Annotated in this window: 26 protein-coding genes; 7 read left to right on the top strand and 19 right to left on the bottom strand. The window is 32.3% G+C overall.

What is annotated here, in order from left to right; translation table 11 throughout:
- The first annotated feature begins 42 nt into the window (after nt 1-42).
- A complete protein-coding gene (locus DET63_RS08585) occupies nt 43-486 on the top strand; it encodes a carboxymuconolactone decarboxylase family protein (protein ID WP_113936426.1) in 444 nt (147 codons plus the stop codon).
- 215 nt (nt 487-701) lie between these two features.
- Here DET63_RS08585 and DET63_RS08590 read toward each other — a convergent pair whose 3' ends face one another.
- On the bottom strand, nt 702-1,619 hold the full coding sequence (locus DET63_RS08590) for a DMT family transporter (RefSeq protein WP_113936427.1): 918 nt from the start codon (nt 1,617-1,619) through the stop codon (nt 702-704).
- Nucleotides 1,620-1,767: 148 nt separating this feature from the next.
- Here DET63_RS08590 and pdxR point away from each other — a divergent pair, with 148 nt between their 5' ends.
- Nucleotides 1,768-3,207, top strand: a complete 1,440-nt coding sequence (pdxR, locus tag DET63_RS08595) for a MocR-like pyridoxine biosynthesis transcription factor PdxR (RefSeq protein ID WP_113936428.1) — start codon at nt 1,768-1,770, stop codon at nt 3,205-3,207.
- A 337-nt stretch (nt 3,208-3,544) separates the two neighbouring features.
- Here pdxR and DET63_RS08600 read toward each other — a convergent pair whose 3' ends face one another.
- The 5 genes from DET63_RS08600 to DET63_RS08620 form a co-directional block, all read right to left on the bottom strand.
- Entirely contained in the window at nt 3,545-3,967 is a 423-nt protein-coding gene (locus tag DET63_RS08600; protein WP_113936429.1) for a DUF3995 domain-containing protein, read from the bottom strand.
- Nucleotides 3,968-4,125: 158 nt separating this feature from the next.
- Nucleotides 4,126-4,659 carry a TetR/AcrR family transcriptional regulator gene (locus DET63_RS08605; protein ID WP_113936430.1) on the bottom strand — a complete coding sequence of 178 codons (534 nt, stop codon included), beginning with the start codon at nt 4,657-4,659 and terminating at the stop codon, nt 4,126-4,128.
- A gap of 242 nt (nt 4,660-4,901) precedes the next feature.
- The gene (locus tag DET63_RS08610) at nt 4,902-5,399 is read right to left on the bottom strand and encodes a DUF421 domain-containing protein (protein WP_113936431.1); all 498 of its coding nucleotides are present in this window, start codon (nt 5,397-5,399) and stop codon (nt 4,902-4,904) included.
- The gene (locus tag DET63_RS08615; protein ID WP_113936432.1) at nt 5,383-5,694 is read right to left on the bottom strand and encodes a hypothetical protein; all 312 of its coding nucleotides are present in this window, start codon (nt 5,692-5,694) and stop codon (nt 5,383-5,385) included. The genes DET63_RS08610 and DET63_RS08615 overlap by 17 nt, the downstream gene beginning before the upstream one ends.
- An 82-nt stretch (nt 5,695-5,776) precedes the next feature.
- A complete protein-coding gene (locus DET63_RS08620; RefSeq protein ID WP_113936433.1) occupies nt 5,777-6,703 on the bottom strand; it encodes a zinc-dependent alcohol dehydrogenase in 927 nt (308 codons plus the stop codon).
- Nucleotides 6,704-6,813: 110 nt separating this feature from the next.
- On the opposite strand from DET63_RS08620, the gene DET63_RS08625 reads away from it, so the two are divergent.
- On the top strand, nt 6,814-7,056 hold the full coding sequence (locus tag DET63_RS08625) for a hypothetical protein (protein ID WP_113936434.1): 243 nt from the start codon (nt 6,814-6,816) through the stop codon (nt 7,054-7,056).
- A 36-nt stretch (nt 7,057-7,092) separates the two neighbouring features.
- On the opposite strand, the gene DET63_RS08630 is transcribed toward DET63_RS08625, so the two are convergent.
- The 4 genes from DET63_RS08630 to DET63_RS08645 all read right to left on the bottom strand — a co-directional run bounded on the left by DET63_RS08630 (nt 7,093) and on the right by DET63_RS08645 (nt 10,072).
- Nucleotides 7,093-7,296 carry a hypothetical protein gene (locus DET63_RS08630; RefSeq protein WP_113936435.1) on the bottom strand — a complete coding sequence of 68 codons (204 nt, stop codon included), beginning with the start codon at nt 7,294-7,296 and terminating at the stop codon, nt 7,093-7,095.
- 148 nt (nt 7,297-7,444) lie between these two features.
- The gene (locus DET63_RS08635; RefSeq protein WP_113936436.1) at nt 7,445-8,323 is read right to left on the bottom strand and encodes an SDR family oxidoreductase; all 879 of its coding nucleotides are present in this window, start codon (nt 8,321-8,323) and stop codon (nt 7,445-7,447) included.
- Nucleotide 8,324: 1 nt separating this feature from the next.
- Complete coding sequence (locus DET63_RS08640; RefSeq protein ID WP_002085386.1) at nt 8,325-8,681, bottom strand: carboxypeptidase regulatory-like domain-containing protein; 357 nt, start codon at nt 8,679-8,681, stop codon at nt 8,325-8,327.
- A gap of 20 nt (nt 8,682-8,701) precedes the next feature.
- Complete coding sequence (locus DET63_RS08645; protein WP_002085387.1) at nt 8,702-10,072, bottom strand: aminotransferase-like domain-containing protein; 1,371 nt, start codon at nt 10,070-10,072, stop codon at nt 8,702-8,704.
- 123 nt (nt 10,073-10,195) lie between these two features.
- Between DET63_RS08645 and DET63_RS08650 the strand changes: the two genes are divergently transcribed.
- Both DET63_RS08650 and DET63_RS08655 read left to right on the top strand, forming a co-directional pair.
- Nucleotides 10,196-11,134, top strand: coding sequence for a DMT family transporter (locus tag DET63_RS08650; protein ID WP_002136490.1), 939 nt, complete (start codon nt 10,196-10,198; stop codon nt 11,132-11,134).
- Between the two features lie 17 nt (nt 11,135-11,151).
- A complete protein-coding gene (locus DET63_RS08655; protein WP_113936437.1) occupies nt 11,152-12,843 on the top strand; it encodes a M3 family oligoendopeptidase in 1,692 nt (563 codons plus the stop codon).
- 72 nt (nt 12,844-12,915) lie between these two features.
- Here DET63_RS08655 and DET63_RS08660 read toward each other — a convergent pair whose 3' ends face one another.
- Nucleotides 12,916-13,992 (bottom strand): helix-turn-helix domain-containing protein, encoded by a 1,077-nt coding sequence (locus tag DET63_RS08660; protein WP_016091399.1) that lies wholly within the window; start codon nt 13,990-13,992, stop codon nt 12,916-12,918.
- 330 nt (nt 13,993-14,322) lie between these two features.
- On the opposite strand from DET63_RS08660, the gene DET63_RS08665 reads away from it, so the two are divergent.
- A complete protein-coding gene (locus tag DET63_RS08665; protein WP_113936438.1) occupies nt 14,323-15,300 on the top strand; it encodes a phosphotransferase enzyme family protein in 978 nt (325 codons plus the stop codon).
- A gap of 114 nt (nt 15,301-15,414) precedes the next feature.
- On the opposite strand, the gene DET63_RS08670 is transcribed toward DET63_RS08665, so the two are convergent.
- The 8 genes from DET63_RS08670 to DET63_RS08705 all read right to left on the bottom strand — a co-directional run bounded on the left by DET63_RS08670 (nt 15,415) and on the right by DET63_RS08705 (nt 22,535).
- A complete protein-coding gene (locus DET63_RS08670; RefSeq protein WP_113936439.1) occupies nt 15,415-15,870 on the bottom strand; it encodes a cupin domain-containing protein in 456 nt (151 codons plus the stop codon).
- 246 nt (nt 15,871-16,116) lie between these two features.
- Nucleotides 16,117-17,496 (bottom strand): dihydrolipoyl dehydrogenase, encoded by a 1,380-nt coding sequence (gene lpdA / locus DET63_RS08675; RefSeq protein WP_113936440.1) that lies wholly within the window; start codon nt 17,494-17,496, stop codon nt 16,117-16,119.
- A gap of 201 nt (nt 17,497-17,697) precedes the next feature.
- Nucleotides 17,698-18,294, bottom strand: coding sequence for a TetR/AcrR family transcriptional regulator (locus DET63_RS08680; RefSeq protein ID WP_113936441.1), 597 nt, complete (start codon nt 18,292-18,294; stop codon nt 17,698-17,700).
- Between the two features lie 156 nt (nt 18,295-18,450).
- Nucleotides 18,451-19,158, bottom strand: a complete 708-nt coding sequence (locus DET63_RS08685; RefSeq protein ID WP_113936442.1) for a phosphotransferase family protein — start codon at nt 19,156-19,158, stop codon at nt 18,451-18,453.
- 116 nt (nt 19,159-19,274) lie between these two features.
- Nucleotides 19,275-20,069 carry a VOC family protein gene (locus tag DET63_RS08690; protein ID WP_113936443.1) on the bottom strand — a complete coding sequence of 265 codons (795 nt, stop codon included), beginning with the start codon at nt 20,067-20,069 and terminating at the stop codon, nt 19,275-19,277.
- Nucleotides 20,070-20,186: 117 nt separating this feature from the next.
- The gene (locus DET63_RS08695) at nt 20,187-21,020 is read right to left on the bottom strand and encodes an alpha/beta hydrolase (RefSeq protein ID WP_113936444.1); all 834 of its coding nucleotides are present in this window, start codon (nt 21,018-21,020) and stop codon (nt 20,187-20,189) included.
- A gap of 136 nt (nt 21,021-21,156) precedes the next feature.
- Nucleotides 21,157-21,909 (bottom strand): class I SAM-dependent methyltransferase, encoded by a 753-nt coding sequence (locus tag DET63_RS08700; RefSeq protein ID WP_113936445.1) that lies wholly within the window; start codon nt 21,907-21,909, stop codon nt 21,157-21,159.
- A 287-nt stretch (nt 21,910-22,196) separates the two neighbouring features.
- Nucleotides 22,197-22,535, bottom strand: coding sequence for a winged helix-turn-helix transcriptional regulator (locus DET63_RS08705; RefSeq protein WP_002013343.1), 339 nt, complete (start codon nt 22,533-22,535; stop codon nt 22,197-22,199).
- A 194-nt stretch (nt 22,536-22,729) separates the two neighbouring features.
- Between DET63_RS08705 and DET63_RS08710 the strand changes: the two genes are divergently transcribed.
- Entirely contained in the window at nt 22,730-23,446 is a 717-nt protein-coding gene (locus tag DET63_RS08710; protein WP_113936446.1) for an SDR family oxidoreductase, read from the top strand.
- Nucleotides 23,447-23,460 lie beyond the last annotated feature (14 nt).

A 23,460-nucleotide genomic window follows, 5' to 3' on the forward strand; every position in this document is an offset into this window, starting at 1 on the left:
TAGCGACCTAGTGTGTTTTTATAATAACGGAGGTTTTGTCTTATGAGTCAAAGAATGTCTTATTATGATATTTCGCCTGATGGTATGAAAATTATGATGGATATGGAGAAATACACGAAGAAATCTTCAATTAATCGAGCTGTTAGAGAGCTTATAAAAATTAGAGTATCTCAAATTAATGGTTGTGCTTATTGTATTGATATGCATACTTCTGACGCCCTAAAATTGGGTGAAACCGAGCAAAGAATTTACTGCTTAAGCGCTTGGGATGATTGTGATTTTTATACTCCTGAAGAAAAAGTTGCTTTGGAACTATCGGAGCATATTACTCTCATTCCTACTAAAAGAGTTCCTGAAACTCTATACAACCGTGTACGTGAATACTTTGACGAAAAACAATATGTTGATCTTGTGTTAATCATTAATCAAATAAATAGTTGGAATCGAATTTCTATTGCGATGGGTAATACCGTAATAAAAAAATAACACTTATCCACCAAACAATATGCGATCGATTTAGTTAAGTGTAAAATTAAATACACCCTATATTAAAACACAGTTGGTTATTTCTCCAACTGTGTTTTTGATTTTACTATCTCTAATCTATATTCTAATGTGTTAATCACTTTCTCTAAATTAACTATTTTTCCTTCTAAAGTTTGAATGCGTTTTTCGCTGTTTTCCACATCATTAAACTTTAACTACATCTCTTTTTTTAACAACCTCCCTTGCTTAAAATAAACTCCAAGTGTAGAACGATTCGCTAAAAATACACCAATCAAGATTAAACAAGCACCAATTCCCATTGCAGGATTTAATGGTTCTCCTAATACAAAATAATCTACAATAACAGCAATTAACGGAGATACATACAACCAAGTCGATGGAAATACTGGATTTGTTTTTGATAAAAGCCAGTAATATAAACCGTGTCCACCGATAGATCCTACAAATATAAGATATAAAATTGGCCATTGTACATTCCAAGATGTTAATACAGCTAAATTCGGCTGTTCCATTACAACAGATACAATTAATAGCAAAACTCCTCCATAAAACATTTGAATGCCGTTAATAAGAAATGGTGATACGTTAGGTAAATCTGAAAGTATCTCTTTAGAACGAATAGAACCTATTCCATAAAACAACTCTCCTACTAATATAACAAGGCATGCAATACTCCATATGAAAGTAAGTTCTTGATGCATGCCAGGTAAAGATATAAACAAAACTCCTGTAAGTGCTATAACTAAAGCAACAAGTTGTTCTTTTTGCAATTTTGTTTTATTTTTCTTTGATTGTAATAGCAAAATCATCATTGGGGCTGTTGCAGATAGAACTGCAGCTAATCCAGAAGAAATATATTGTTCAGCCCAGTAAAGGGTCGCGAATGTCATAAATGTTAAACAAAAACCAGCATATATAATACGTTTCGATAATAAGTAAGGCATAATATCCTTTCGCTTTAATTTAAAAATAATAATGAGAATAAGGCCCGCCAAAAAGAAACGAATTCCAGCTGAAAATAATGGTGGTGCCCCCGCTTCTATTCCAATTTTTATCGTTAAAAATGTCGTTCCAAAAATAATACATACTAAAATATAATTTAAAATGACCATTTTCCTTCCTCCTTTTTACTCTTGAAATGAGTATAGAGGATATGGTGTATAACAGTGTATCCACGCATATAACAGTTGAATAAAAATATAGTTGATTGTCAGACTGTTTTTCGCTTTAATTAAATTAAAAAGAAAAACAGGTGATTCTATGAAGATAGTACTACGTAAAGAATCCAACATACCATATTACCAACAAATATATATGCAAATTGTTGAGAGAATTCAAAGCGGGATGCTTTCACATGGCGATTACCTCCCTTCTTTACGTTCTATGGCCGATGATTTGCAAATTAGTTTATTAACTGTTCGTAAAGCTTATAAACAGTTAGAAACGAAAGGTTATATACGAATTGAACAAGGAAAAGGTGCCTATATACATAAACGTATGAATAAAGATTTCAAACCAATTCCATATCAATGGCAACAAACGAAATCCATTAATGTTATGCGTTCTCAATATGTGATGAACCAACACCGTAAATATTTCGATTTTTCACAGGCGGTCCTTTATCCACGTTTATTACCAAATCCGTTTCTTTCAGATGAAATGCACAAATTACTTAATAAAGATCAAATGATACTAGCAACTTACGGACCTGTTCAAGGCGATAAAGAACTTAGAGTGGAAATAACAAACTACTTAAAAGAACACCAACAATTAGTTACAGATCCATCTCAATTATTAATTACAAGTGGTGCCCAGCAAGGAATCGATTTAATCGCCCAAACATTATTAAAGCCTGGAGACATAGTGTTAGTAGAAAGTCCGTGTTATGGAGCGGCGCTTGATGTATTTGTTAATAAAGGAGTTCAAATTATCCCTGTTAGTCTTGATAACAATGGCATTCGCTCAGATTTAATCGATGATATTTGTCAAAGAAAGAATCCTGTTTTGTTATATGTGAATCCTACTTTTCAGAATCCAACGGGCACAGTAATGAGTAAAGAAAGAAGAATGGAACTTGTAGAACTAGCAGAGCTATATAACTTCTTCATTATTGAGGATGATTCTTTCGGAGAAATTTATTTTGAGGATTTTAAAATTCCCCCTCCAATAAAAAGCTTTGATACAAATGGTCATGTTATATATTTAAAAGGATTTAGTAAAACGTTAGCACCAGGTCTTCGCATCGCGGCACTTATAGCTGAAGGTCCTATCTTTGAATGGTTATACGCCGTGAAGGCTTCGATGGATATTGGTAGTCCCTTATTGACACAAAAAGCACTACTTCCTTTTTTACGAGCCGAACGAATGAAAAATCATTTAGAAAAATTACGTACTGCTTTACAAATTAGACGCGATTTAACAATTGATATATTATCTCCATTAAAAGAATTAGAATTTGAAATACCTAATGGTGGATTTAACTTATGGGTTACACTCCCGCAGTCAATCGATCCTTTTACATTATTACAAAAAGCGAATGAAGTAGATGTTTCTTTTTTACCTGGAACAGCTTGTCTGTTAAGCCATGAAACTCAATATAATCATTTACGAATTAGTTATTCAATGTTAAATGATAAAGATATGTTGATTGGATTAGAAAGATTACATGATACAATTGCTAAGTTTAAATCAATGATTTAAACTCCAAAACAACAACTAACCTCTTATTCACACAATAAAAAACCAACACTTTAAAATTTTATTAAAAGTCAAGATATAAGCTGAACCTATTATTAATAGTGAATTCTTATCTAATGTCATACATTATATTTATAAAAATTAAAAGGATAGAAGAGCTTGAATAAATTCGCCCTATCTATCCTCTTTTTAAACACAAATGACTAATCATAGCGGACTTCGCTGTCACCAGAACCCGTATTGCTCTATTGCTATGCTCAAACTTTTTGTTACTACTTGTTCAATAAGAGGTGTTTTCTTCCTGCATAAAATTTATTTTATAGGGAATTCATTATACTTATTAAAACAACAACATGATATAGACAAAACCAAAGAATAAACATAATGGACTATAGAACCAAGTGTCATGTCTAGCAAACTGCGAATGTTTAATTTTTTTGAAAAATCCAACAAACTTAAAATCACCAATTGCCCTAATAATGAAAACTAAAGCACAGACAATACTTCCGATTTTAGATAAACTATTTGCTTCGAACCCCTGCAAATAACCTACTTGAACAACAATAATGACACTAGCTAATAGAATAAGAATGGCTACGAATAATGTTCCCCATATTCTCGGAGTAAAAGCAGGCTTATGTTCTCCCTCTTTTACTGGGATAACAGCAGCAGAACCCCATCGACCTCCAAAAGCCCAATAAATATGCAAAAAACTGATAAACCACAGAAGCCCCACAGCTACTACTATTAATAGTAATTTCATTTATTCGCCCCCAATTTCGTAACTTCAAAGATAACATACACTACCGTATGTTATAGTGAAAGTATTGTCCCTTCAGGTTTTATAACCATATTAGGGACATTTATTATCGAATAATCCATTATGCCTCAGCATAATTGCGTCCGGAGGCTTTACTTTTTTCAGTGGATGTTTGGACACCCGCTGAAAGAAGTTAAAAGCTCAACCATTTTATCAATATCAAAATTAAGATTTGCTTCAAACCTTGTCATCCACCCTACATACGTTAAATAGGCAAGTCTCGCTCGATCAACTGATTCAGTTTCGTCTACGCCCATTTTTTGATACAATTTTGCAACACAAGAAATTCTTTGTTCTTCTATATCTACTAAACGTGCTGCCACAACAGGATCATATTTAGCCCAAGCATAAATACCATTCTCAATTTTTTTATCTCGATTAAAACTAATCTGTAATAGCTGTTCTAAAGAGGCATCCTGTTGCTCCATACTTTGAACAATCAGCTTTGTTGCATGTACTTCCCAAAAGTCGAGCATAGAATCTAAAAGCTCTTGATGGTCACGAAAATAGTGATAGAAGCTTCCTTTGCTTATTTTTAGCAATCGAGCAAGTGCTTCAATGCGAACTTTATGTATACCTTCATTAGCTAATTGTTGTAATCCTACTTTTATCCAGTCTTCTCTCGTTAATTGCATATTATCTCTCCAATAAAATACGGTAGCGTATGTTTTACGTTAGATTACTACTATTCTCATTTTTTGTCAATTATTCATTCTGTTTATTTTTATGAACTTTAACGTTGTTGTTAATCGTAATATTGATCGTCATCACCCTCGATAAATTAGATAACACGAAAGTCCCTTCAGGATTACTGAAGGGACTTTTACACGTTTGCGAAAAGTGCCTTTATGTACAAGAAGCGCTTTTCAGTCTAAAACTATTTTTTCAGATTACATTGCTCTAGAAGCTTTTCTAGCATTTCCAAAGTAACTGGTTGTGCCTTGGTAGTTAGTTGATACCCAATCCGTCCATTCGTTTCTACAGTTGCTTGTTGTAAATTCTTGATTTCATGTATGCCTTTTTCTCTCAGATGCATAAATAATTGTTGTTCTGACATTTTTGCACGTAATAAATTCTTTTTTAAAATCTCCCCGTTTTCTATAACAATGATGCTAGTTCCATTTAGAAACTTTTCTATTTTTCGTGATTTCAATTCAAAAAAATGAATGATAAGTAAAACACTCGCAAAAATAAACGCAGTAAAAATAGATGGGACTACTTTCCTACTTAATATAGGTTCTACAATAATACGACCTATAGAAACAACAATAATAATTTCAGCTCTCGTCATTTGGCTAACAGATTTACTACCTGTCAATTTCAAAAAAATAATTCCAGTGAGGATTAAAATAAAGCTTTCAAAAAGTATATTCATTACAGTCCAATCCTTTAATTGTGAATGTTACTAGTATTCCCATTAAAGGATTTTTATGATATTTCACACACTCATCAGACCATGAAGGATGAAAAGGTATCCATCCACACTCTTTATGTGCTTTATTATTTGAAGCTTCTCTCCCGGCTATTTCTGGTATAGCACCAACTTTTTTTATTGCTTCTACTTGCGACTCATTACTAATCATTGCAAACACAATATGACCTTCTCTTATTAACATTAGCAATAAAGAACATCCTATTACACCAGTTGCACCTGCTACAAAAATTTGCATATGTGTTCCTTCTTATTTTAAATATCATAATTGAGACAAAACATATATAAAGTATGTGACAAATATTTGGTTAGTTTTTTCATTATTCATATGAAACGTATACTTTTAAAGGATTAATCATCCCTTGACTCAATTCCTCAAAACATTGTACGAGTGCAGTATAATCTATGTCATGTTCAAAAATTTCTTCTATAAATGGTGTTTGTTCTATTTTTCTAAAAAACCAATCTGCATGCTTTTGATAATCATATCCGTCACTTGACCCAATGATTTGCAATTCTTTCCGATAAAAGTCGGCGGTTAATGTTAGTTCTACTTTATTACCATCAGAAAGTATACATATTACACCATTACTGTTAAGTGCTTTTTGCAATGTACGGAATCCGCTATTTGTAGCTGAACATTCAAAACCGTAATTATATGTTTCTATTATTTGCTCTTCTGAATCATATATGTTTTTTGCACCAAATTTATTTGCCAATTCTCTTCTATTTCTATTAGGTTCAACAACATCCACATGATCCACACCTGCATAGTATTTTAAGAAATAACATGTGAGTAAACCCATAACTCCCATTCCAGTAATAAGTACCTTTCTATCCTGTCGTGGGTTTAGTTTTAATACTCCTTTAGCAGCATCACATGAAAGAATGGATAATAAGGCAACTTTAGGTTTTATATAACTAGGTACTCGAATTACTTTATGTCCCTTAACTATTCCTATCGTTTGATGCCCATAAAAAGAAACTACTTTATCACCTACTTTTAAATGTGTTACTTTATTTCCAACTTGAATAACTTCACCATAACTTTCATATCCAGTTTTTCTTGGATAAAAAGGATTAGTATCTGTAACATCCGATTCTTTATACTGTGGTAACTCTGCTCCAATACTTATTGCACCTGCGATTGTTTTAACGATAATTTCATCATCCTGTATAGACTTAATTTCACAAGTTTGCCAATTTAATTGTTTATGTCCTTCTAAAACTAACTTATATTGTTCCATTACTACCCTCCCACTTTACAAAAATATATTCTCACCAAAATTCAAACAATGTATAATAGATTCATCCAAAATTAAAGCTATAACGTTGGCTAGCACTCAACAGTGATCACATGATAATTGAATTTGATGGATATGAAATTAATGAGTATGTTATTGGAAGTAGCTGTTCTATTGCTGATTTAAAGAAAAAGTATAAAAACATAAAACACAATGATCTATCTTATAACGAAATTGTTTCCTTATTTTGTGTTAGAAATAATTATCAACGTATTTCAAAAATTTATTCAAAAGATATTTTAAGTGATATTGTAGTTGATTTAGACACAGACTATGTTTATATTCCTAGAAGGTAAAAGTAACTATTTTATAATAGAGAGTTTCAATGCAAATTATGATTTAGACAAAAATTTAATAACAAAAGTGAATGCCCAAGTATAAATCGTAAATAGAGTAATAATATACATCGTAAATTCAAAAACAGTCAGCTTTCTCTCACGTTTTATATTCTTTAAATATCTATAAAAGAAAAATGAGCATAAGAGCATTAGAAATAAAGACATTTGATATAAATTTTCTACTACAAGAACTGCCATACATTTCCCCCCCCTATAAAATATATACACTATACATAAAGGATACCATCTAACAGGAATTATTTACCATTGTTTTTTGTGAAAAAACTATAATACTTATTCTTAAATAAAAAAGAGCACTCCTACAAATGAGTGCTCTTAAAAAATATTAATTTTGATTTAAAACATTTTCTTCAAAATATTTTCCCCAGTCTGGTCTTCTTCCATCCATATCTGTAAATCCATACTCTCTTCCTAATTCCCATGAACTTAACGCTCGTCCAGTTTTTTCATGAACAGTTGGATCACTTGCTAAAGATGCAATTGCTCTGCCAACAAAGAAAGGAGTTTCTGATGCGATAAAATGAGGGTCTTGTTTAGCTCCTTCTCGCCAATTCTCCTCTGTTACACCAAATATATCTAACATCGCTTCTGAACGAAGGAATCCTGGACTAACTGCGACAGCTGTAATATTGTGTTGTTCTAAATCTTTCGCCATAGCTTCTGCTAAATGAATTGTTGAGACTTTTGCTAAACTATAGTACAAATTACCTCGATATTGATAATCGACGCCATCTGTAATTTCAATAACAAGTCCCATTTTATTTTTCACCATTAATGGTACACCGTAATGGCTTGTCATTATATGAGAATGAACAGCTCTTTGTTGCATAAGTAGTCCGTTATGTAGGTTGTGTTCCCAGAAAGATTTCTCCCATTCCGTTAAAGGATCGCCGCCCCAAACATCGTTTACTAAAATATCAAGCTGTCCATTTTGTTCTTCTTGAATCTTTGTAAATAAAGCTTTAATATCTTCTTCTACTGTATGGTCAACACGAACTGCGATTCCTTTTCCGCCTTGCTTTGTAACAAGCTCTGCCGTTTCTTCAATCGTTTCAGTTCTCCCCATACAGGATAAATTCCCTTTTGTACTTCTTCCTGTTACATATACAGTTGCACCGGCTTCACCAAGCATCATCGCAATACCTCTTCCGGCGCCTCGTGTTGCACCTGCTACAACTGCTACTTTTCCTTGTAATGGTTTCATTTTATTCACCTTCATTTTTATAATTCAACTTTATAACTTGGGGTATATGCTTTCTTTCATACTTCCTCGTATAGATTTCGCTATTTGGAGTAACTAATTGTAACGTAATGTCACCACAAACACCATTTGCAATTTCAAATTCACCTTGTTCATTTGAAATACTACGTTCCTTACTTTCAATTGAATCCTCATAAATTTTCACATTTGATATAGGTTCGTTATTTTGATCTACGATTATACCTCTTGAATACATACCAACTGCTATGCATTGATCATCTTCTATATAATATTTAGTAACTACCATCGCTCCAATTACTATAGTAATACATATAAACAAGGTTATTAATTTGTGTCTCACAACAAACCTCCTTATTCATATTATTCTTTTTTAAATTGAAAATTTAGACGTTCTGATTGTTTGATTTCCTCAATTACTTTGCGTATACCTTCTTCTATCTGATTTTCTTTTACATTCGATACATTTAACTTTAACAGTCTTTCTTTAGGAAAATCCCTTACATAATTTTTATCAATAGTATCAATATTTATTTGAATATCACTCAATTTTTGTAAAAACATTTCCGAAATACTGGTTTTATCTATTTCTAAACAAGTATGGATTCCTATTGTATTATACTTCTTATATTTAAATAAAAGTGGGTTTTCATTATGCACTTTTTCTAATGTTTCTGCTAGTTTTTTTGATCTATTATTATAGGAGGATTTAATTTTATTTTTATGGCGTTCGAACATGCCACTCTTTATATAAATTTCTAAAGCAGCTTGAGATATCATTGGACTATCGATGTCTAAAATCTTTTTATATTTATGGAAATCATTTGCAATAGTTGGTGGAATAACCGCCACACCGACTCGTAAACCTGGAAAAATAATCTTCGAGTAACTTTTCAAATATATGACATGATTACAATTATGTAAGCTATATAACGGATCTGCTTTTGAATCTGTTTCTAAATCTGCTAAATAATCATCTTCCACTATAAATACATTATACTTCTTGGCCAATAGCACGATTTTTTCTTTCTCATCTTTAGAATAAGACGTTCCAAGTGGATGATGATATCTCGGTATCGTATAAAAGAATTTTATTTTTCCTGTTCGAAATATACGTTCTAATTCATTCAAGTCGATGCCTTCATTCGTACGTTTGATGCCGATTACAGGAATTTTATTTATTTCTAGATATTCAATATATAAATGATATGTTGGCTGTTCAATTAATATCGTTTCGTTTTCATTCGGAAATGGTATAGAAGTTAGTATTGCAAGCGCCTGCTGCACACCTGACGTTATAAATATATTATCTTCCTTTGTGAAAACTTGATAGTTTGCTAATTGTTTTTGCACAACCGAAATTAAAGATGGTAACCCTTTCGGTGTTCCGTATATAAACAAATCATTCTTATATGTATCAATCGCTTTATTAATGCAATGCTGAAAATCTAAGTATGGAAAAACATCTGGATCTGGGGCCGAAGAAGCGAAATCAATAATCTCGTTACTTTCTACGTAACTTCCAGATTTCTTAACAACGTAGTATCCACTTTGAGGTACAGAATAAATAATATGACGCTTTTCCAATTCATGCAGCGCTCGTATTACAGTCGCCTTATTACATTCATATTGTGTAACAAGCGACCGTATAGACGGTAATTTCTTTCCTTCTTTTATCTCACCATTTTGAATCATACTTTCTAAGTCGTTCAAAACATGTAAATATTTATACATCATTACACCTCCTATTTTTTGTACCGGTACAGTTTGCATTTGTTCACATTGTAGCACTAGATCATAAAGATTACTATGTACGTATACTGGCCAGTAAGAAATCAACTACTATGAGGTGGAATTATGACAAATACAACAAAAGCATATTTATCAGCGTTACTCTATTCTTTAATTATTGGATTTTCATTTATGTTTGTGAAACTAGCACTAACGATTACGAGTCCTCTTGATACTCTGGCTCACCGTTTTACAGTTGCCTTCATAGCAGCAAGCATTCCGGTTATTTTCGGTTTTGTAAAGTTAAATATATCATTTAAAAACATACTTGCCCTTTTACCACTCGCAATATTTTATCCAGCATTGTTCTTTGCTTTCCAAGCATTTGGCTTAGTATATACAAGTTCATCTGAAGCTGGAATTATACAAGCAGCGATCCCTATATTTACGATGATACTAGCTTCCTATTTTTTAAAAGAATATACGAATACATGGCAAAAAACATCAGTATGTATTTCTGTCATAGGTGTCATTTATATATTTGTTATGAATGGTATAGGGGCTCATGAAACGAGCTTCATCGGTGTTATTCTCATTTTATTATCGGCATTATCATCTGCTTGCTACAATGTATTAGCTCGAAAAATGACAAAGAAATTCAAGCTAATGGATTTAACATACACAATGACAGCAATCGGTTTTATTAGTTTTAATTTCATCGCAATCATTGACCATATGAACAAAGGTACAATAACTGTATACTTTAAGCCATTTACGAATGGAACATTCCTTATCTCCATTTTATATTTAGGATTATTATCTTCCTTACTAACAGCGTTGTTATTAAACTATTCATTATCTTATATTGAAGCAGCAAAAATAAGTGTTTTTAGCAACTTATCTACACTTATTACCATTATCGCAGGCGTTGTATTCTTACACGAGCAAATTTCCTACTATCATATTGTCGGTACACTTATGATTGTTCTTGGAGTAATAGGCACAAATTTTCTAGGAAAAAAAGGAATCATAGCGAAAAAGAAGAATACCTCCTTGAGTAAATAAAAAGTGAGAGGTAAATAATGCAGAACTCTAATACGATCGATATCCGTAATATACATGAGCTAGAGAACGAATTATCTACTTCATTAAGTAAACCCATTTCTTCAGGAGAAGATTTAGAAAATTGGCTAAAAATACAGTCGAAATTAATATGGGAAATCGAAGAACAATTGAGATCACACTATATTGACTTTCAATGTAATACAGATAACAAAGAAATAAAAGATACGTTTGAATATGATCAACAATATGTAAGGCCTCTTTTGAAACGTTATCAAAATTCCTTTGATAATAAATATTTAGAGTCACCATTTCGAATGCAACTTGATCCAAAAACTTATAGCTTACTAGATAAAAAAATAAAAAATGCGCAAACATTATTTTGTGAAAAGAACATTGATTTAGAAGTAAAAGAAGACAAATTAGTAACCGAGTACTTCGAAATTACAGGCAGTTTGACTGCACTATGGGATGGCGAAGAAAAAACAATTACTGAACTACAGTCTTACTTACAAAATCCGAATCGTGATATACGAAAAAAAGCAAAAACGCTTATCTCTGAACAGTACTTATCTGTTGAAAAAGAACTCCAAAACATCTTAAATAAATTGATTGAAATTCGCCACCAAAAGGCAAAAAACATTCAATTAGATAATTATCGTGATTATATGTTTAAAAAACATGAACGTTTTGATTATACGGCTGATGATTGCTATGAACTTGCAGAATCCGTTCGTAAATACGTTGTGCCACTTATTGATAATATATTAAATGAGAAAAAAGCTGAACTTCAAGTAGATACACTTCGTCCGTGGGATCTAAAAGCAGCCGCACCAAATCAAAAAGTATTAAAACCCACTGAAGACGAGAGTGATTTAATCGAAAAAAGTTCTCATATTTTACAAAAACTAGACCCAGAATTTTCTGCATTATTGAGCCGTATGCATAAAAATGATTGCTTAGATTTAGAAAGTCGTAAAGGAAAAGCACCTGGAGGATTTTGCGAACACTTACCTGCTTCTCAATTATCTTTTATTTTTATGAATCTCAATCATACACATTATGATGTTACTACTTTCCTCCATGAAATGGGCCATAGTATTCATAATGAATGTATGAAGCAGCTAAAGCTACAAAAATATTTAGAAATCCCTTCAGAATCAGCTGAGCTAGCCAGCATGACAATGGAATTGTTTTCGATGGAGTATTGGGATACATTTTATGAGAATACAGAAGAATTTATAAAAGCAAAATTAGATTTCTTTAAAGATATTGTTAAGTATTTACCACAAATGCTTATCGTTGATCAATTCCAACATTGGATGTATGAAAATCCAAATCATACTGCTAAAGAAAGAAATGAAAAATATTTAGAATTACATAACACTTACCAATCGAATGTGGTAAATATTGAAGGTTATGAAAACTGGATAGCAACTGGCTGGTTACCTGTACTACACATATTCGAAATACCATTCTATTATATCGAATATGCAATCGCGCAACTTGGTGCATTGCAAATGTATAAACAATATAAAGAGAATCCTAAACAAGCACTACAAAATTACAAACAAGCATTATCTCTAGGTAGCTCTGAATCCTTACCAGAGGTATATGAAGCAGCTGGAATTCGTTTTGATTTTTCTAGTGAGACAATAAAAGAATTAATGGCATTTGTAGAAGAAGAATTAAATTTACTTGAACAAATATAAGTACAAAAGATGCACCTATCCTTTTAGGTGCATCTTTTTTGTACTGTATTCTCATCTAATTAGTTTCAATTTTTATCTCGCTTTATTAATAAGCTCTATATATTGTAGGTCCCCATATCCTATTGTTGGAAAAAGATTAAATAACCTTTTTAATAACTCTTGTGTTGGTAAATCTTTATTTTTGGAGATATACTTTACTACTACATTATTTTCTTTTAGCATTTCTAAATATAAATCTATCGCCTGATACATTACAGGTAGTACCTCATGAGATGGCTTTTTATGATTTACTAGAACTTCATTGTAAACAGAAAAATAGTTCCCTAATTCAAGTTCAATTTGACTAACTTTAAATTCATCCTCTCTGAAGCTATTTAAGTATACTTTTCCCTTATAACCAGACTGTTCAAGGTAAGAAAGTACTGTAAGTAGATTCATTTGGCAAAACATATCTTCACCGAACCATAAAACAATACATTTATACTCTTTCTTAAAAAGATTCTCTAAAGGATGAATAACCTTTTTCGTATAATTTTCTACAGTACCTTGATGTCCTTCTGCCCTTGTTTTAATAAACTCATCATCAAAAATCTGTGCAGTAGTCGTATTTACACACATAGCTTCATTAAATGGAGCGTAATCAGACTCCCCCATTAGTTTTTCACTTTTAAATTCTTCATACATAAATTGACCATTTAATATATTTAGTACATCTTTATCAAACAGCTCACTCTTCGCATTTCGTAACTGATCAACTTCAATTTTTCTAGAAAAATTCATTCTATCCCACTCCTTGCCATCATTGATTGAGAGTTTAATAAATGATTGAACCGGTATTTTGTTAAGTTGGAATTTTCCTGGGGTTATACCAAAAACAGTTTTAAATGCTCTACTATAAGCCTCTTGCGAAGAGTAATCGTAATCAAATGCGATATCAATTATCTTTCTATCATTCGTCAAATCTTCCGTTGATAAATACAATCTTCTAAGAAGAATATATCGTCTAATACTTATCCCTGTTACTTGATGAAATTTAAACGAACAGAAGTAAGGAGAATATCCCATATAATTAGATAATTTATCTAATGAAAACTTCTTTTTTAAATTACCCTCAATCCATTCAATCATTAGCTGTATATGTTCATTCATTTATCCCCCTCCTCACTAAAAATTATAAGAAGTATCCACTTCTTTCTTTTGATATTTCTTGTGGTTTATAACATTAACCACTCTCTAGAACCTTTAAATATCATATGTAATTACTCATTTCATATTTTTTCAGCTATCTTATTTTGTCATACATTTACTTAACTTTCCAATAAAGTGAAACTTTAATCAGTGGGGAGTTTCTTCCTCCCCACTGATTATTATCCCATACTAATCGGGTTTTTACGGGATAAATCTTTTTTAAAGGATTCTACCAAATAAAGCACGAAATTTGTAAGTTAAGGAACTAGTAGTGTTGTGAGTGGAAAATTTATGTTTGGAAAGGAAGTTAAAATGAATAATATAGAAAAAGAGATACTTAAACTAATTAATAAACTATATCCATTGGATTTTATTGAAATGACACCAATAACAAATGAAATGTATCAATGTCTCACAGCACAAGGTACTTACTTCGTTAGAATTACAAACTATAAAACATATGAAGAGCAATTAGAAGAAGTTACATATACGAACTTTTTATATCAAAAGGGCTTAGGAGTCCCTCCAATAATACCTTCTTTAAAGGCGAATTTAGTAGAGAAAATAACCTTAGACAAAGAAGTTTTTGCTGTATTATATAAAGCTGCTCCTGGTATACATTTACCAAGAAACGAATGGAATTCTAATGTATTTAAAAAGATCGGTCAACAAATTGGAAAATTACATCGTATATCTAAAGACTTTGAAAGAATTCAACCGGTAAATCATATAAACGACTGGTATGAAAATGAAGAGTATAATTTTCTTAACTATATCCCTAAAGAAGAAACTACTATAAGAGAAATTGCATCTGACGTTTTAACTTCTATAAAGGAGCTGCCAAAGTCCACTTCAAATTACGGCTTAATTCATGGAGATTTATGGTTAGAAAACATATTAGTGGACAATGATTTAAATTTAACAATGATTGATTTTCAAGACTGTGAAAAACATTTTTACATATTCGATTTAGCTGTTCCAGTCTATAGCGCGATAGAATATTCTTTCGTTGGGAATGGCAACATAGTCGACTATGAGAATTCTATTACAAAAGCAATAATCGACGGATACCAGGAGGAAAATGATCTACCTAAAGAAATGATAGAGCAGCTTCCATTATTTATTAAATTAAAGGAGATATTCGAATATAGTTTAATGCATATGTATTGGAATAAAGAAGAGTTAACTGAGGAGCAAGTACGGATAATGAACCTTTATAGAATAAAGATTGAAAAAACTCATTCTTTAAACACAGTTGGTTTCCTATGAAGTACACCCAATTGTTACATTCAGTTTAACAATTGGGTGTACTTTTCTATAGATAAGTTTTCTTCAAAAAACAAAATACAAGGAGCGAAACGATATTTAATCGTACAGTGGCACCTATTTTTCAATCCATTCAAAGGATTTATCTAGCTTAATACCATCCTCGATATTACTTTCTTCCAAAGTATTTGCCCTAGCTTGAATACAAATAAAATAAAGAGGTTCACTTGAATTGTTACGCCAAATTCTTTCCCCCTCTTGTGCCACCCTTATGACAGTACCCTCTTTGATTTCAAGGATTTCATCATCAATCTTGAATTCCCCTTGTCCTTTGACGAAGATATACAGCTCTTCATTTTCTCTATGCTTATGATAAAAGGGCATTGAAATACCTGGAGGGAAAACATTTAGTGAAGCTTCCATCCCTGTACATTGTAAGTCATCTTTAAGAAATACCTTTCCAGGAGCTTTAAATGGATTTCCATTTTTATATTGAAGCAGATCCTCCCACTTTCCTACTTGAACAGCACTAAAATTTTTACCTTCCATTGTTGAATTAACAAATTGACTCATTTGTATTCTCCTCTCATATTCATTTTCCATAATTTCACTTTTTATTCTCTAATAAATGAATAAATCCTCTCACAAAATGAAACCGAATAGTCTCTTTTTTGCGGTAAAAAAACGGCTCAATTAGCCATAATATATTATTAAGAAGTTTATTAGTAAAGATTGTTTTTTACATATTTATTTATCTCTACATTTATTTTATTTAGAATTTCTAAAAAACGAAGCAATCCAATTTTTATTAATTAATATTTATTTAAAATTGTAAATTATGGCCTCAGCAGCTTCCATCACAATCTCACTTAAAGTTAGTTGAGCATGTGGTGTTAATGCAATATCCTCAACTGTCATGCCTGATTCAATTGCTAAACCCATTTCGGCAATTATTTCTGATGCACCATTTCCCACGATTTGAGCACCTACTAATACACCATCTTCTTTACGCACCAATAGCCTCAAGAACCCTTTTCCTTCATTTGATACAAGTGCACGACTGTTTGCTGAAAATGGGGATTGAATCACTTTTACTTCCATGCCTTCTGCCTTTGCTCGCTCTTCAGTATAACCAACTGTAGCTAATTCAGGATTTGTGAAACAAACTGCTGGAATTGCCAAGTAATCAACAAATGATAGTTCACCAGAGATAGCTTCGGCAGCTACTTTCCCTTCGTAAAATGCTTTATGTGCAAACTGTGGACCAGCAATGATATCTCCTATAGCAAAAATGTTCGGAAGGTTAGTACGGCATTGTTGATCAACTTTTAATAAACCGCGGTCAGAAAACTCAATACCGATTTTTTCAAAACCCATATTTTCAGTATTAGGACGACGGCCAACCGTTACTAATACGTAATCAGCGTCAACTTTCTTTTCTTCACCACCAATTTCGTAGGTAACAATTACACCATTTTCAACTTCTTCTACACCTTTAGCGGATGCATCTACTATTACTGTAACACCTTTGTTTATAAGGTCTTCTTTCACAATTTGAGTCATTTGTTTATCGAAGCCAGTTAAAATATCTTTACCTCCTTCAATAATTGTTACTATAGAACCGAGGGAAGCGTAAGCAGAGCCCAATTCAGTACCAATGTAACCACCACCGATTACAACCAATTTACTTGGAACTTCAGTTAAACTAAGTGCACCTGTAGAGTTAATCACACGTTTTGTAAATTTAAATGTTGGAATTTCAACTGGGCGTGATCCAGTAGCTATAATTGCATTTTTAAATGTATATGTTTGAGCTGCATCTTTATTGGTTACTCGTATAATGTTAGCATCCATGAAATAAGCTTCACCTTTTATCACTTCTACTTTATTGCTTTTTAATAACCCTTCTACACCACCTACTAATTTCTTTACAACGTTGTTTTTAAATTCTTGTACTTTTGCAAAATCAACATTTACACCAGAAGAAAAAATACCCATATTTTCTGAATGCTTTGTTTCCTCAAAGCGATGACCTACAGAAATAAGTGCCTTAGATGGAATACAGCCAACGTTAGCACATACGCCACCAAGATTCTCTCTTTCTATAATTGCCACTTGTTGCCCTAATTGTGAAGCTCTTATTGCAGCAACATATCCTCCAGGTCCAGAGCCAATTACGATTGTTTCTATTTCTCTCATATCCTTTTTCACACTCCTCCAAAAATTAGAAACAGGTAGGCCGAAATCGTTCATATTCTACACATTTTTCAATTTACTATTTTGTATTAGTACCATTCTTCTCTCATCCGTTCTTTCATAGTTCCATCATGGAATTTCTATTAAGTGATCACCCCCAAAAAAGAAACCGAACAGTCTCTTTTTAGCGATAAAAATTACGGCTTACTTGGCCGTAATTTGTTTTTCCAATTCATCTAAAAGTCGTGACGATACTGTATCAATATAGACTGTATCTTGGTATAAGCGTGACAAGGCAAGTGCTCCTTCAAGAGAAGAAATCCAGATGATAGCAACCTGCTTTGCTTGAGTATCTGGTTTTAAATCTCCTTGCTCAATTCCATACGTAATAATCTTTTCAATTATTCCAAGTAATTGATTCATCGCTATCTGTGCTTGTACTGCCATGAGAGGATGGGAATCATCTGCTTCTAACATTACGTTCATGATTGGACACCCTCCAGGAAGAGGATCATTATGAATGAGAGATGTAAAAACTGAAATAAAAGTTTTTAACTTATCCAACGTATTGGATGCTTTTTTTATCTCTTCGGCATAACGTACTCCCATTTGTGAAGTTGCGTGCTGAAAGGCTTGAACAGCCAAGTCATCTTTATTTTTAAAGTGACGATAAATACCACCCTTCTCTAGCCCAGTCTCTCGCATAATATCAGAAATTGAAGAACCACTATACCCCTTTACATTAAACAGAGCAGAGGAACGATCAAGAATCATTCTTTTTGTTAATTCACCTTTACGCATTGTGTCCTCCTAAAAGAAAACGTTTGGTCTCTTTTAAGTATATGACAAACCGAAAAGAATTAGCAAGAAAAATAACGGAGAGAATCAATGAGTAAAAAAATAAATGATTCACTATTTTAATAGGGATCAAAATAAATACTTGAAAACATCTTTTATTTACAGAGGTGTACTCTCTGCCAATCTAGCTGCGCTAATAATAGGAGCCCACTGGAAAATTTCATCTCTTAATAAACCTGTTTTTTTGCAATATATATGTAAATACATTTCAGCTAATTCCACTGAATTCTGTGAATACAATAAGTATGTCCGGAACACATCTGCACGAATATCACCTGAACTAGCATCAACCCAATCTATAATTTTTACATCACCATTACTCATAATTAAATTAAACGGATGTAAATCACCATGACATAATCTAGGTTCAAATGTGATTGAATCTAACTTTTTTAATATATTTCCCTTTTGTTTTTCATCCAGATTATGAACAGAATTAATTTGACGATAAAGCCTCTTTTCCATCAGCTCTATTTCATCCGATCTCACACAGATCGCATGAATCTTTTGTTGTACACTAACACATATACTTATATAATGCTCCGCTTTACTCAAATTATTAAGCAAAAGCTCACCAACACTTTCCCCTTCTACATATTCCATAATAATAGCTTGTCTACCTTGTATCTCTGTAACTTCAAATACTTTAGGAACGTGTAAACCACATGAATATGCATACTTTTGTTTTCGTGCTTCGTATAGAGATTCTGTATTAGGGAGGTATTCTTTAAACAATTTCACAACTTTATTATCACAAAGATAAATTTCAGCCGTATTTCCTTTGGCTATCGGATTTCCTAGATTCAATTCATTTCTCTCCTTACAGTAAATTAGAATAACGCTTTATAGTCCTCTATAAATTCAGTGTAATTATATTGAAACCCTTCTTCATGAAAATGAAAAAAACTTACCCCTCCCTATAATTATATAGAAAGTGGTAAGTTTAATTTTCTAGGAATATCGGAATGAAACTCCGGTGTATGCAAAACAGAAAATGAATACCCTTGTTGAATAAACAATACTTCAATATGTTTACTTTCAAATGGAACACTATTTTTCTTAAAGTTATTTTGGATTTGTTGTAAAAACGCATGATCCGGTGTTCCGAATGAAACATGTACTTTCGGTGGTAAAGCTTTCATCGCAATGGGAATCCAAGGTCGCTGCCACCAGGTTGCGATGATATATGCAGTGCCACCTATAACAAAGTTGAAAATATCCCCATCTTCCTTCGTTTTCATGTCTAGATTTGATTTCAACCATTCCGTAAATACAGGTACACTTTTAACCGGAAGACCAATTTCCCTTACGTATAAAATGTTTAACGGTGAATGCGGGACTAATACCTCTTCTTTAACATAACTATGTGCGATAATTTCGAGAAGATTTCCATCACCATCTTTAAAGTATAAATTGAATCGACCGTTTTCCTCATCAATTGTATGACCATCTTTCCATTTCACAATGAGTAATCCAGAACCTTCAAGCCATCTTACTGTTTCATGAAATTTTGAATATGGGATCTCAAAAGCGAAATGCGCAGGTGCAATTGGTTCATATACTTCTTGAAAACTAATTGTTGTATACGGTGTTACTTCAAATTGAATATATGATGCGGTTTCTTTTTTTATTGGAAAAGATAATATGTCTTTATAAACTTGTTTTACCCCTTCTATAGAAACCGTTTGTAGTTTTATATCTGATATATGTGTAATCACTTTACATTCCCCCTTGTTTCTTATTATCTATTCTTATTGTATTACACTTATAAATAGATAAAATCAAACCGAAGGGTGGATTTTTCGTGTAAAAACTACAACTTTAGTATGAATATGTTAGCTCCAATTACTTTTTATTTCCTCTATAACAACTTCTGGTTTATCCCAGTGTAATAAATGTGTAGTATCAGAGATTAATTTTACTTTCGCGCCAGTTTTTAACTTAAAAATTTCCACTGTTTTATCTCTATATTCATCCCATATCTGCGGTAGTGTAGCTCGAAGCAATATAATATTAGATGGTAACTTCTCGTAAATATCTATCGTTTCATCTTTATGCATACCTCTTATTATATTACCAGCTGTTGTACCTCTCGCATGCCAACATACTTCATTATCCATTTCAATCCCTAGGTCTTTTACAGCAATTTCTAATAATGGAGACCACCTAGTATAGGCTTCTTTTTCACTTTTGAAAAATCCATCCCAATTATTAAAAATATATTCTTCAAAATCCTTTTCGTAATACGCGATTTCCTCTTCAAGCGTTTCTTCTTTAAGCCTTTTTGTTTGATATCCTCCATCAATAAGAATGCTTCCTAGTACTTTTTCTGGATTATTTAATAAATAAAATAGTGCTACAAAACTTCCCCACGAATGTGATAAAAAATAGAAATGTTCAATTCTCAGTTCATTTATTATTTCATTTAACCAGTTTGCTAAATTCAGCATCTCATAATCTTCCGTTCTTTCAAAAGGCGGTGTTTTACCATGCCCAGGTGCATCAATGGAGATAAATCTATACTCTTCCTTTAATTCTTCTGCAATTTCTATAAAACTTAAACTCGTACTACCTAACCCATGTAAACAAAAGATAACGGGCTTTTCATTATTTCCCCACTCAGTAATATGTGCGTTTATTTTTTCGTTGTTAATATAGTAACGTTTCAAAATAATTATCCCCTATATTTCAATTTTTAGATTACTACTTTACCTATTTCTATGATTTTTAAGTTTTCCCTGCATTCTTTTCCACAAAAAAAGCTGATTTTCTTTTAAAGAAAATCAGCTTTTACGTTAAAATACACTATGATTTAACAGCAATAATCATAAACCTTTTTGAATTCGTACGAATACCTTTTTCGGAACTATTAGCGTCAATGAACTTTTGTAAAATATTAAAATCCTCTTCCTCTTCTCCAAATCTAGGAATAATAGGCGTATGTTTTAATAAGAAAATGAGATCTTCAGGAGTACTGTAATAATCGGTGACATCGTATTCACGCACTTGCACGAGTTCAAATCCCGCACTAATAAGTTCACCCATATACTTTTCTTTTAAAGTTCCATCTCTTTCACCTAAGCATTGTCCTCTGCCAAATGCTTCTTTAAGGTTTAATTTATCATGTTCACTAACTTGTTGTGTTAAGAAAAAAGCACCCTTTTTCATTACTTTTGCCAATTCAGATGCTACAAACGGCGCATGACAACTTGAAGTAATATCGAAATGAGCATGCGGAAACGTTAAAAATTCCGAATCCATTTGAAGAAATTCAACATTTTGTACACCTGCTTTATTCAAATTGGAATGTGCTGTTTTGATCATTCCATTAGAATTATCTATTCCAATCAGTAATGCAGTTGAAGATGCTATTTTTAATATATTCTCTCCTCCACCTGTGCCAACATCAAGTAGAATATCTGATGGTTTACATCTTTCTTGCACTTCGCCATAAAAGTCCCAAGTGTCACCTACAGTTTCACACTTTAGCTTACTAAAGTCCCACCCATTTAATCGTCCCACTTTATCATAAAAACTTTTATACTCTAATTCATTCATTTTATTATTTCCCCTTTGTAAAAATGCATTAACTGTTTAGATGATTCTCGAAATAGACTCATAGTTGATATTATCGTGAAAGGGCCTACGTCTTCTTTTATATCTGCTACGCATTTTTTCAGCCCCAAACAACTAGTTACTTCGAACGATACAGCATTTCATCTATATCACTTCATCTGGAAGACTGCATATATAATAACCTATAACACTATTTAATTATATATTATAAAATACAAATTACTAAAACGATATGTTTCGACAAACCCCCTTTAGTTTACATAATAATATTATAGTTTGTTTTTATCGATATATTCTAAATGTCCTCTTCCCCAACCACACATACTATCCAAAACAATACTGACTGTTTTTCCATGCTCAGTTAAGCTATATTCCACTTTAGGTGGTATTTCTTGATAAATTTCGCGTTTTATTAATTGATCGTGCTCTAATTCACGAAGCTGCTTCGCTAATGTTCCTTGAGAAATGCCTGGTATTAATCGCTTTAATTCACCAAACCGTTTCGTTCCATCTGTTAGCAAAATAAATAAAATAAGTGGTTTCCATTTCCCACCGATTATTTGTAATGTCGCTATTACTCCTTTTAATTTCGGTTCCTCTAAATTCATTTTCCTCACCACTCCCCTCAAATCATAAATTATAATGATTAATTTTTTATATTATGTATCCATATAACAAGCGATTAGTACGAAATTCGCGACTAAGTACATATAAAGTGCGTACTTTTCAGTAGTCATTTTTTAACGAATAATAAAATTAACACAACTTATTTTAAATCTTATATTAAGGGAGATGTTTAATCATGTCTATTACTGTATTAAAAGATAAACATATCGTTATCATCGGCGGGAGTTCTGGTATTGGATTAGCAACAGCAAAACAAGCAATCGAACAAGGCGCACATGTTATTATTGCAGGACGCTCGGAAGAAAAATTAAAAATTTCTCGAGAATTAATAAATAACAACCATCTTCAAACTTATGTATTGGATAATCAAAATAAAGAGCAATTACAAGATTTTTTCAAGACAGTTGGGAATTTTGATCATTTATTCACACCGGGAGCCTCTTACACACTTGGACCAATAACCGCTACAGAGGAAATTGCTGAAAGTAGCTTTATCGGAAAGTTTTGGCCACAATATTACGCCGTAAAATATGCGATTCCTTTTCTTTCAAACTCTGGATCCATCGTGTTAATGTCCGGTGCATTTAGTCAAAGACCACTTAAAGGTGCACCTGCTTATGGCGCTTGTAATGGCGCTATTGAAAGTTTAGGAAAAGCTTTAGCTGTTGAATTAGCTCCAATTAGAGTTAATGTTGTTTCTCCTGGAACGATACGAAGAGAGAATGAACAAAATGAGAAAAGACTAGCTGCTTATGAAGATTATAAATCTCTTTCTCTTGTACAGAGACCTGGGTATAATGATGAAATTGCACATACTGTCCTGTATTTAATGCAAAATGGTTTTACTACAGGTAATGTATTATTTCCTGATGGAGGATACACATATCATTAAATTATTTAAAACAA

The organism is Bacillus sp. DB-2, assembly GCF_003315125.1.
GTDB classification, from domain to species: Bacteria; Bacillota; Bacilli; order Bacillales; family Bacillaceae_G; genus Bacillus_A; species Bacillus_A mycoides.

Coding starts and splice junctions, on each gene's coding strand:
- DET63_RS08585 (WP_113936426.1), top strand. CDS start 43: ATGAGTCAAAGAATGTCTTATTATGATATTTCGCCTGATGGTATGAAA.
- DET63_RS08590 (WP_113936427.1), bottom strand. CDS start 1,619: ATGGTCATTTTAAATTATATTTTAGTATGTATTATTTTTGGAACGACA.
- DET63_RS08710 (WP_113936446.1), top strand. CDS start 22,730: ATGTCTATTACTGTATTAAAAGATAAACATATCGTTATCATCGGCGGG.
- DET63_RS08635 (WP_113936436.1), bottom strand. CDS start 8,323: ATGAAACCATTACAAGGAAAAGTAGCAGTTGTAGCAGGTGCAACACGA.
- DET63_RS08605 (WP_113936430.1), bottom strand. CDS start 4,659: ATGCAATTAACGAGAGAAGACTGGATAAAAGTAGGATTACAACAATTA.
- DET63_RS08620 (WP_113936433.1), bottom strand. CDS start 6,703: ATGGAACAATATAAGTTAGTTTTAGAAGGACATAAACAATTAAATTGG.
- DET63_RS08700 (WP_113936445.1), bottom strand. CDS start 21,909: ATGAATGAATTAGAGTATAAAAGTTTTTATGATAAAGTGGGACGATTA.
- DET63_RS08600 (WP_113936429.1), bottom strand. CDS start 3,967: ATGAAATTACTATTAATAGTAGTAGCTGTGGGGCTTCTGTGGTTTATC.
- DET63_RS08665 (WP_113936438.1), top strand. CDS start 14,323: ATGTTTGGAAAGGAAGTTAAAATGAATAATATAGAAAAAGAGATACTT.
- DET63_RS08670 (WP_113936439.1), bottom strand. CDS start 15,870: ATGAGTCAATTTGTTAATTCAACAATGGAAGGTAAAAATTTTAGTGCT.
- DET63_RS08680 (WP_113936441.1), bottom strand. CDS start 18,294: ATGCGTAAAGGTGAATTAACAAAAAGAATGATTCTTGATCGTTCCTCT.
- pdxR (WP_113936428.1), top strand. CDS start 1,768: ATGAAGATAGTACTACGTAAAGAATCCAACATACCATATTACCAACAA.
- DET63_RS08615 (WP_113936432.1), bottom strand. CDS start 5,694: ATGCAAATTTTTGTAGCAGGTGCAACTGGTGTAATAGGATGTTCTTTA.
- DET63_RS08660 (WP_016091399.1), bottom strand. CDS start 13,992: ATGAATGAACATATACAGCTAATGATTGAATGGATTGAGGGTAATTTA.
- lpdA (WP_113936440.1), bottom strand. CDS start 17,496: ATGAGAGAAATAGAAACAATCGTAATTGGCTCTGGACCTGGAGGATAT.
- DET63_RS08625 (WP_113936434.1), top strand. CDS start 6,814: ATGATAATTGAATTTGATGGATATGAAATTAATGAGTATGTTATTGGA.
- DET63_RS08630 (WP_113936435.1), bottom strand. CDS start 7,296: ATGGCAGTTCTTGTAGTAGAAAATTTATATCAAATGTCTTTATTTCTA.
- DET63_RS08650 (WP_002136490.1), top strand. CDS start 10,196: ATGACAAATACAACAAAAGCATATTTATCAGCGTTACTCTATTCTTTA.
- DET63_RS08610 (WP_113936431.1), bottom strand. CDS start 5,399: ATGAATATACTTTTTGAAAGCTTTATTTTAATCCTCACTGGAATTATT.
- DET63_RS08645 (WP_002085387.1), bottom strand. CDS start 10,072: ATGTATAAATATTTACATGTTTTGAACGACTTAGAAAGTATGATTCAA.
- DET63_RS08705 (WP_002013343.1), bottom strand. CDS start 22,535: ATGAATTTAGAGGAACCGAAATTAAAAGGAGTAATAGCGACATTACAA.
- DET63_RS08655 (WP_113936437.1), top strand. CDS start 11,152: ATGCAGAACTCTAATACGATCGATATCCGTAATATACATGAGCTAGAG.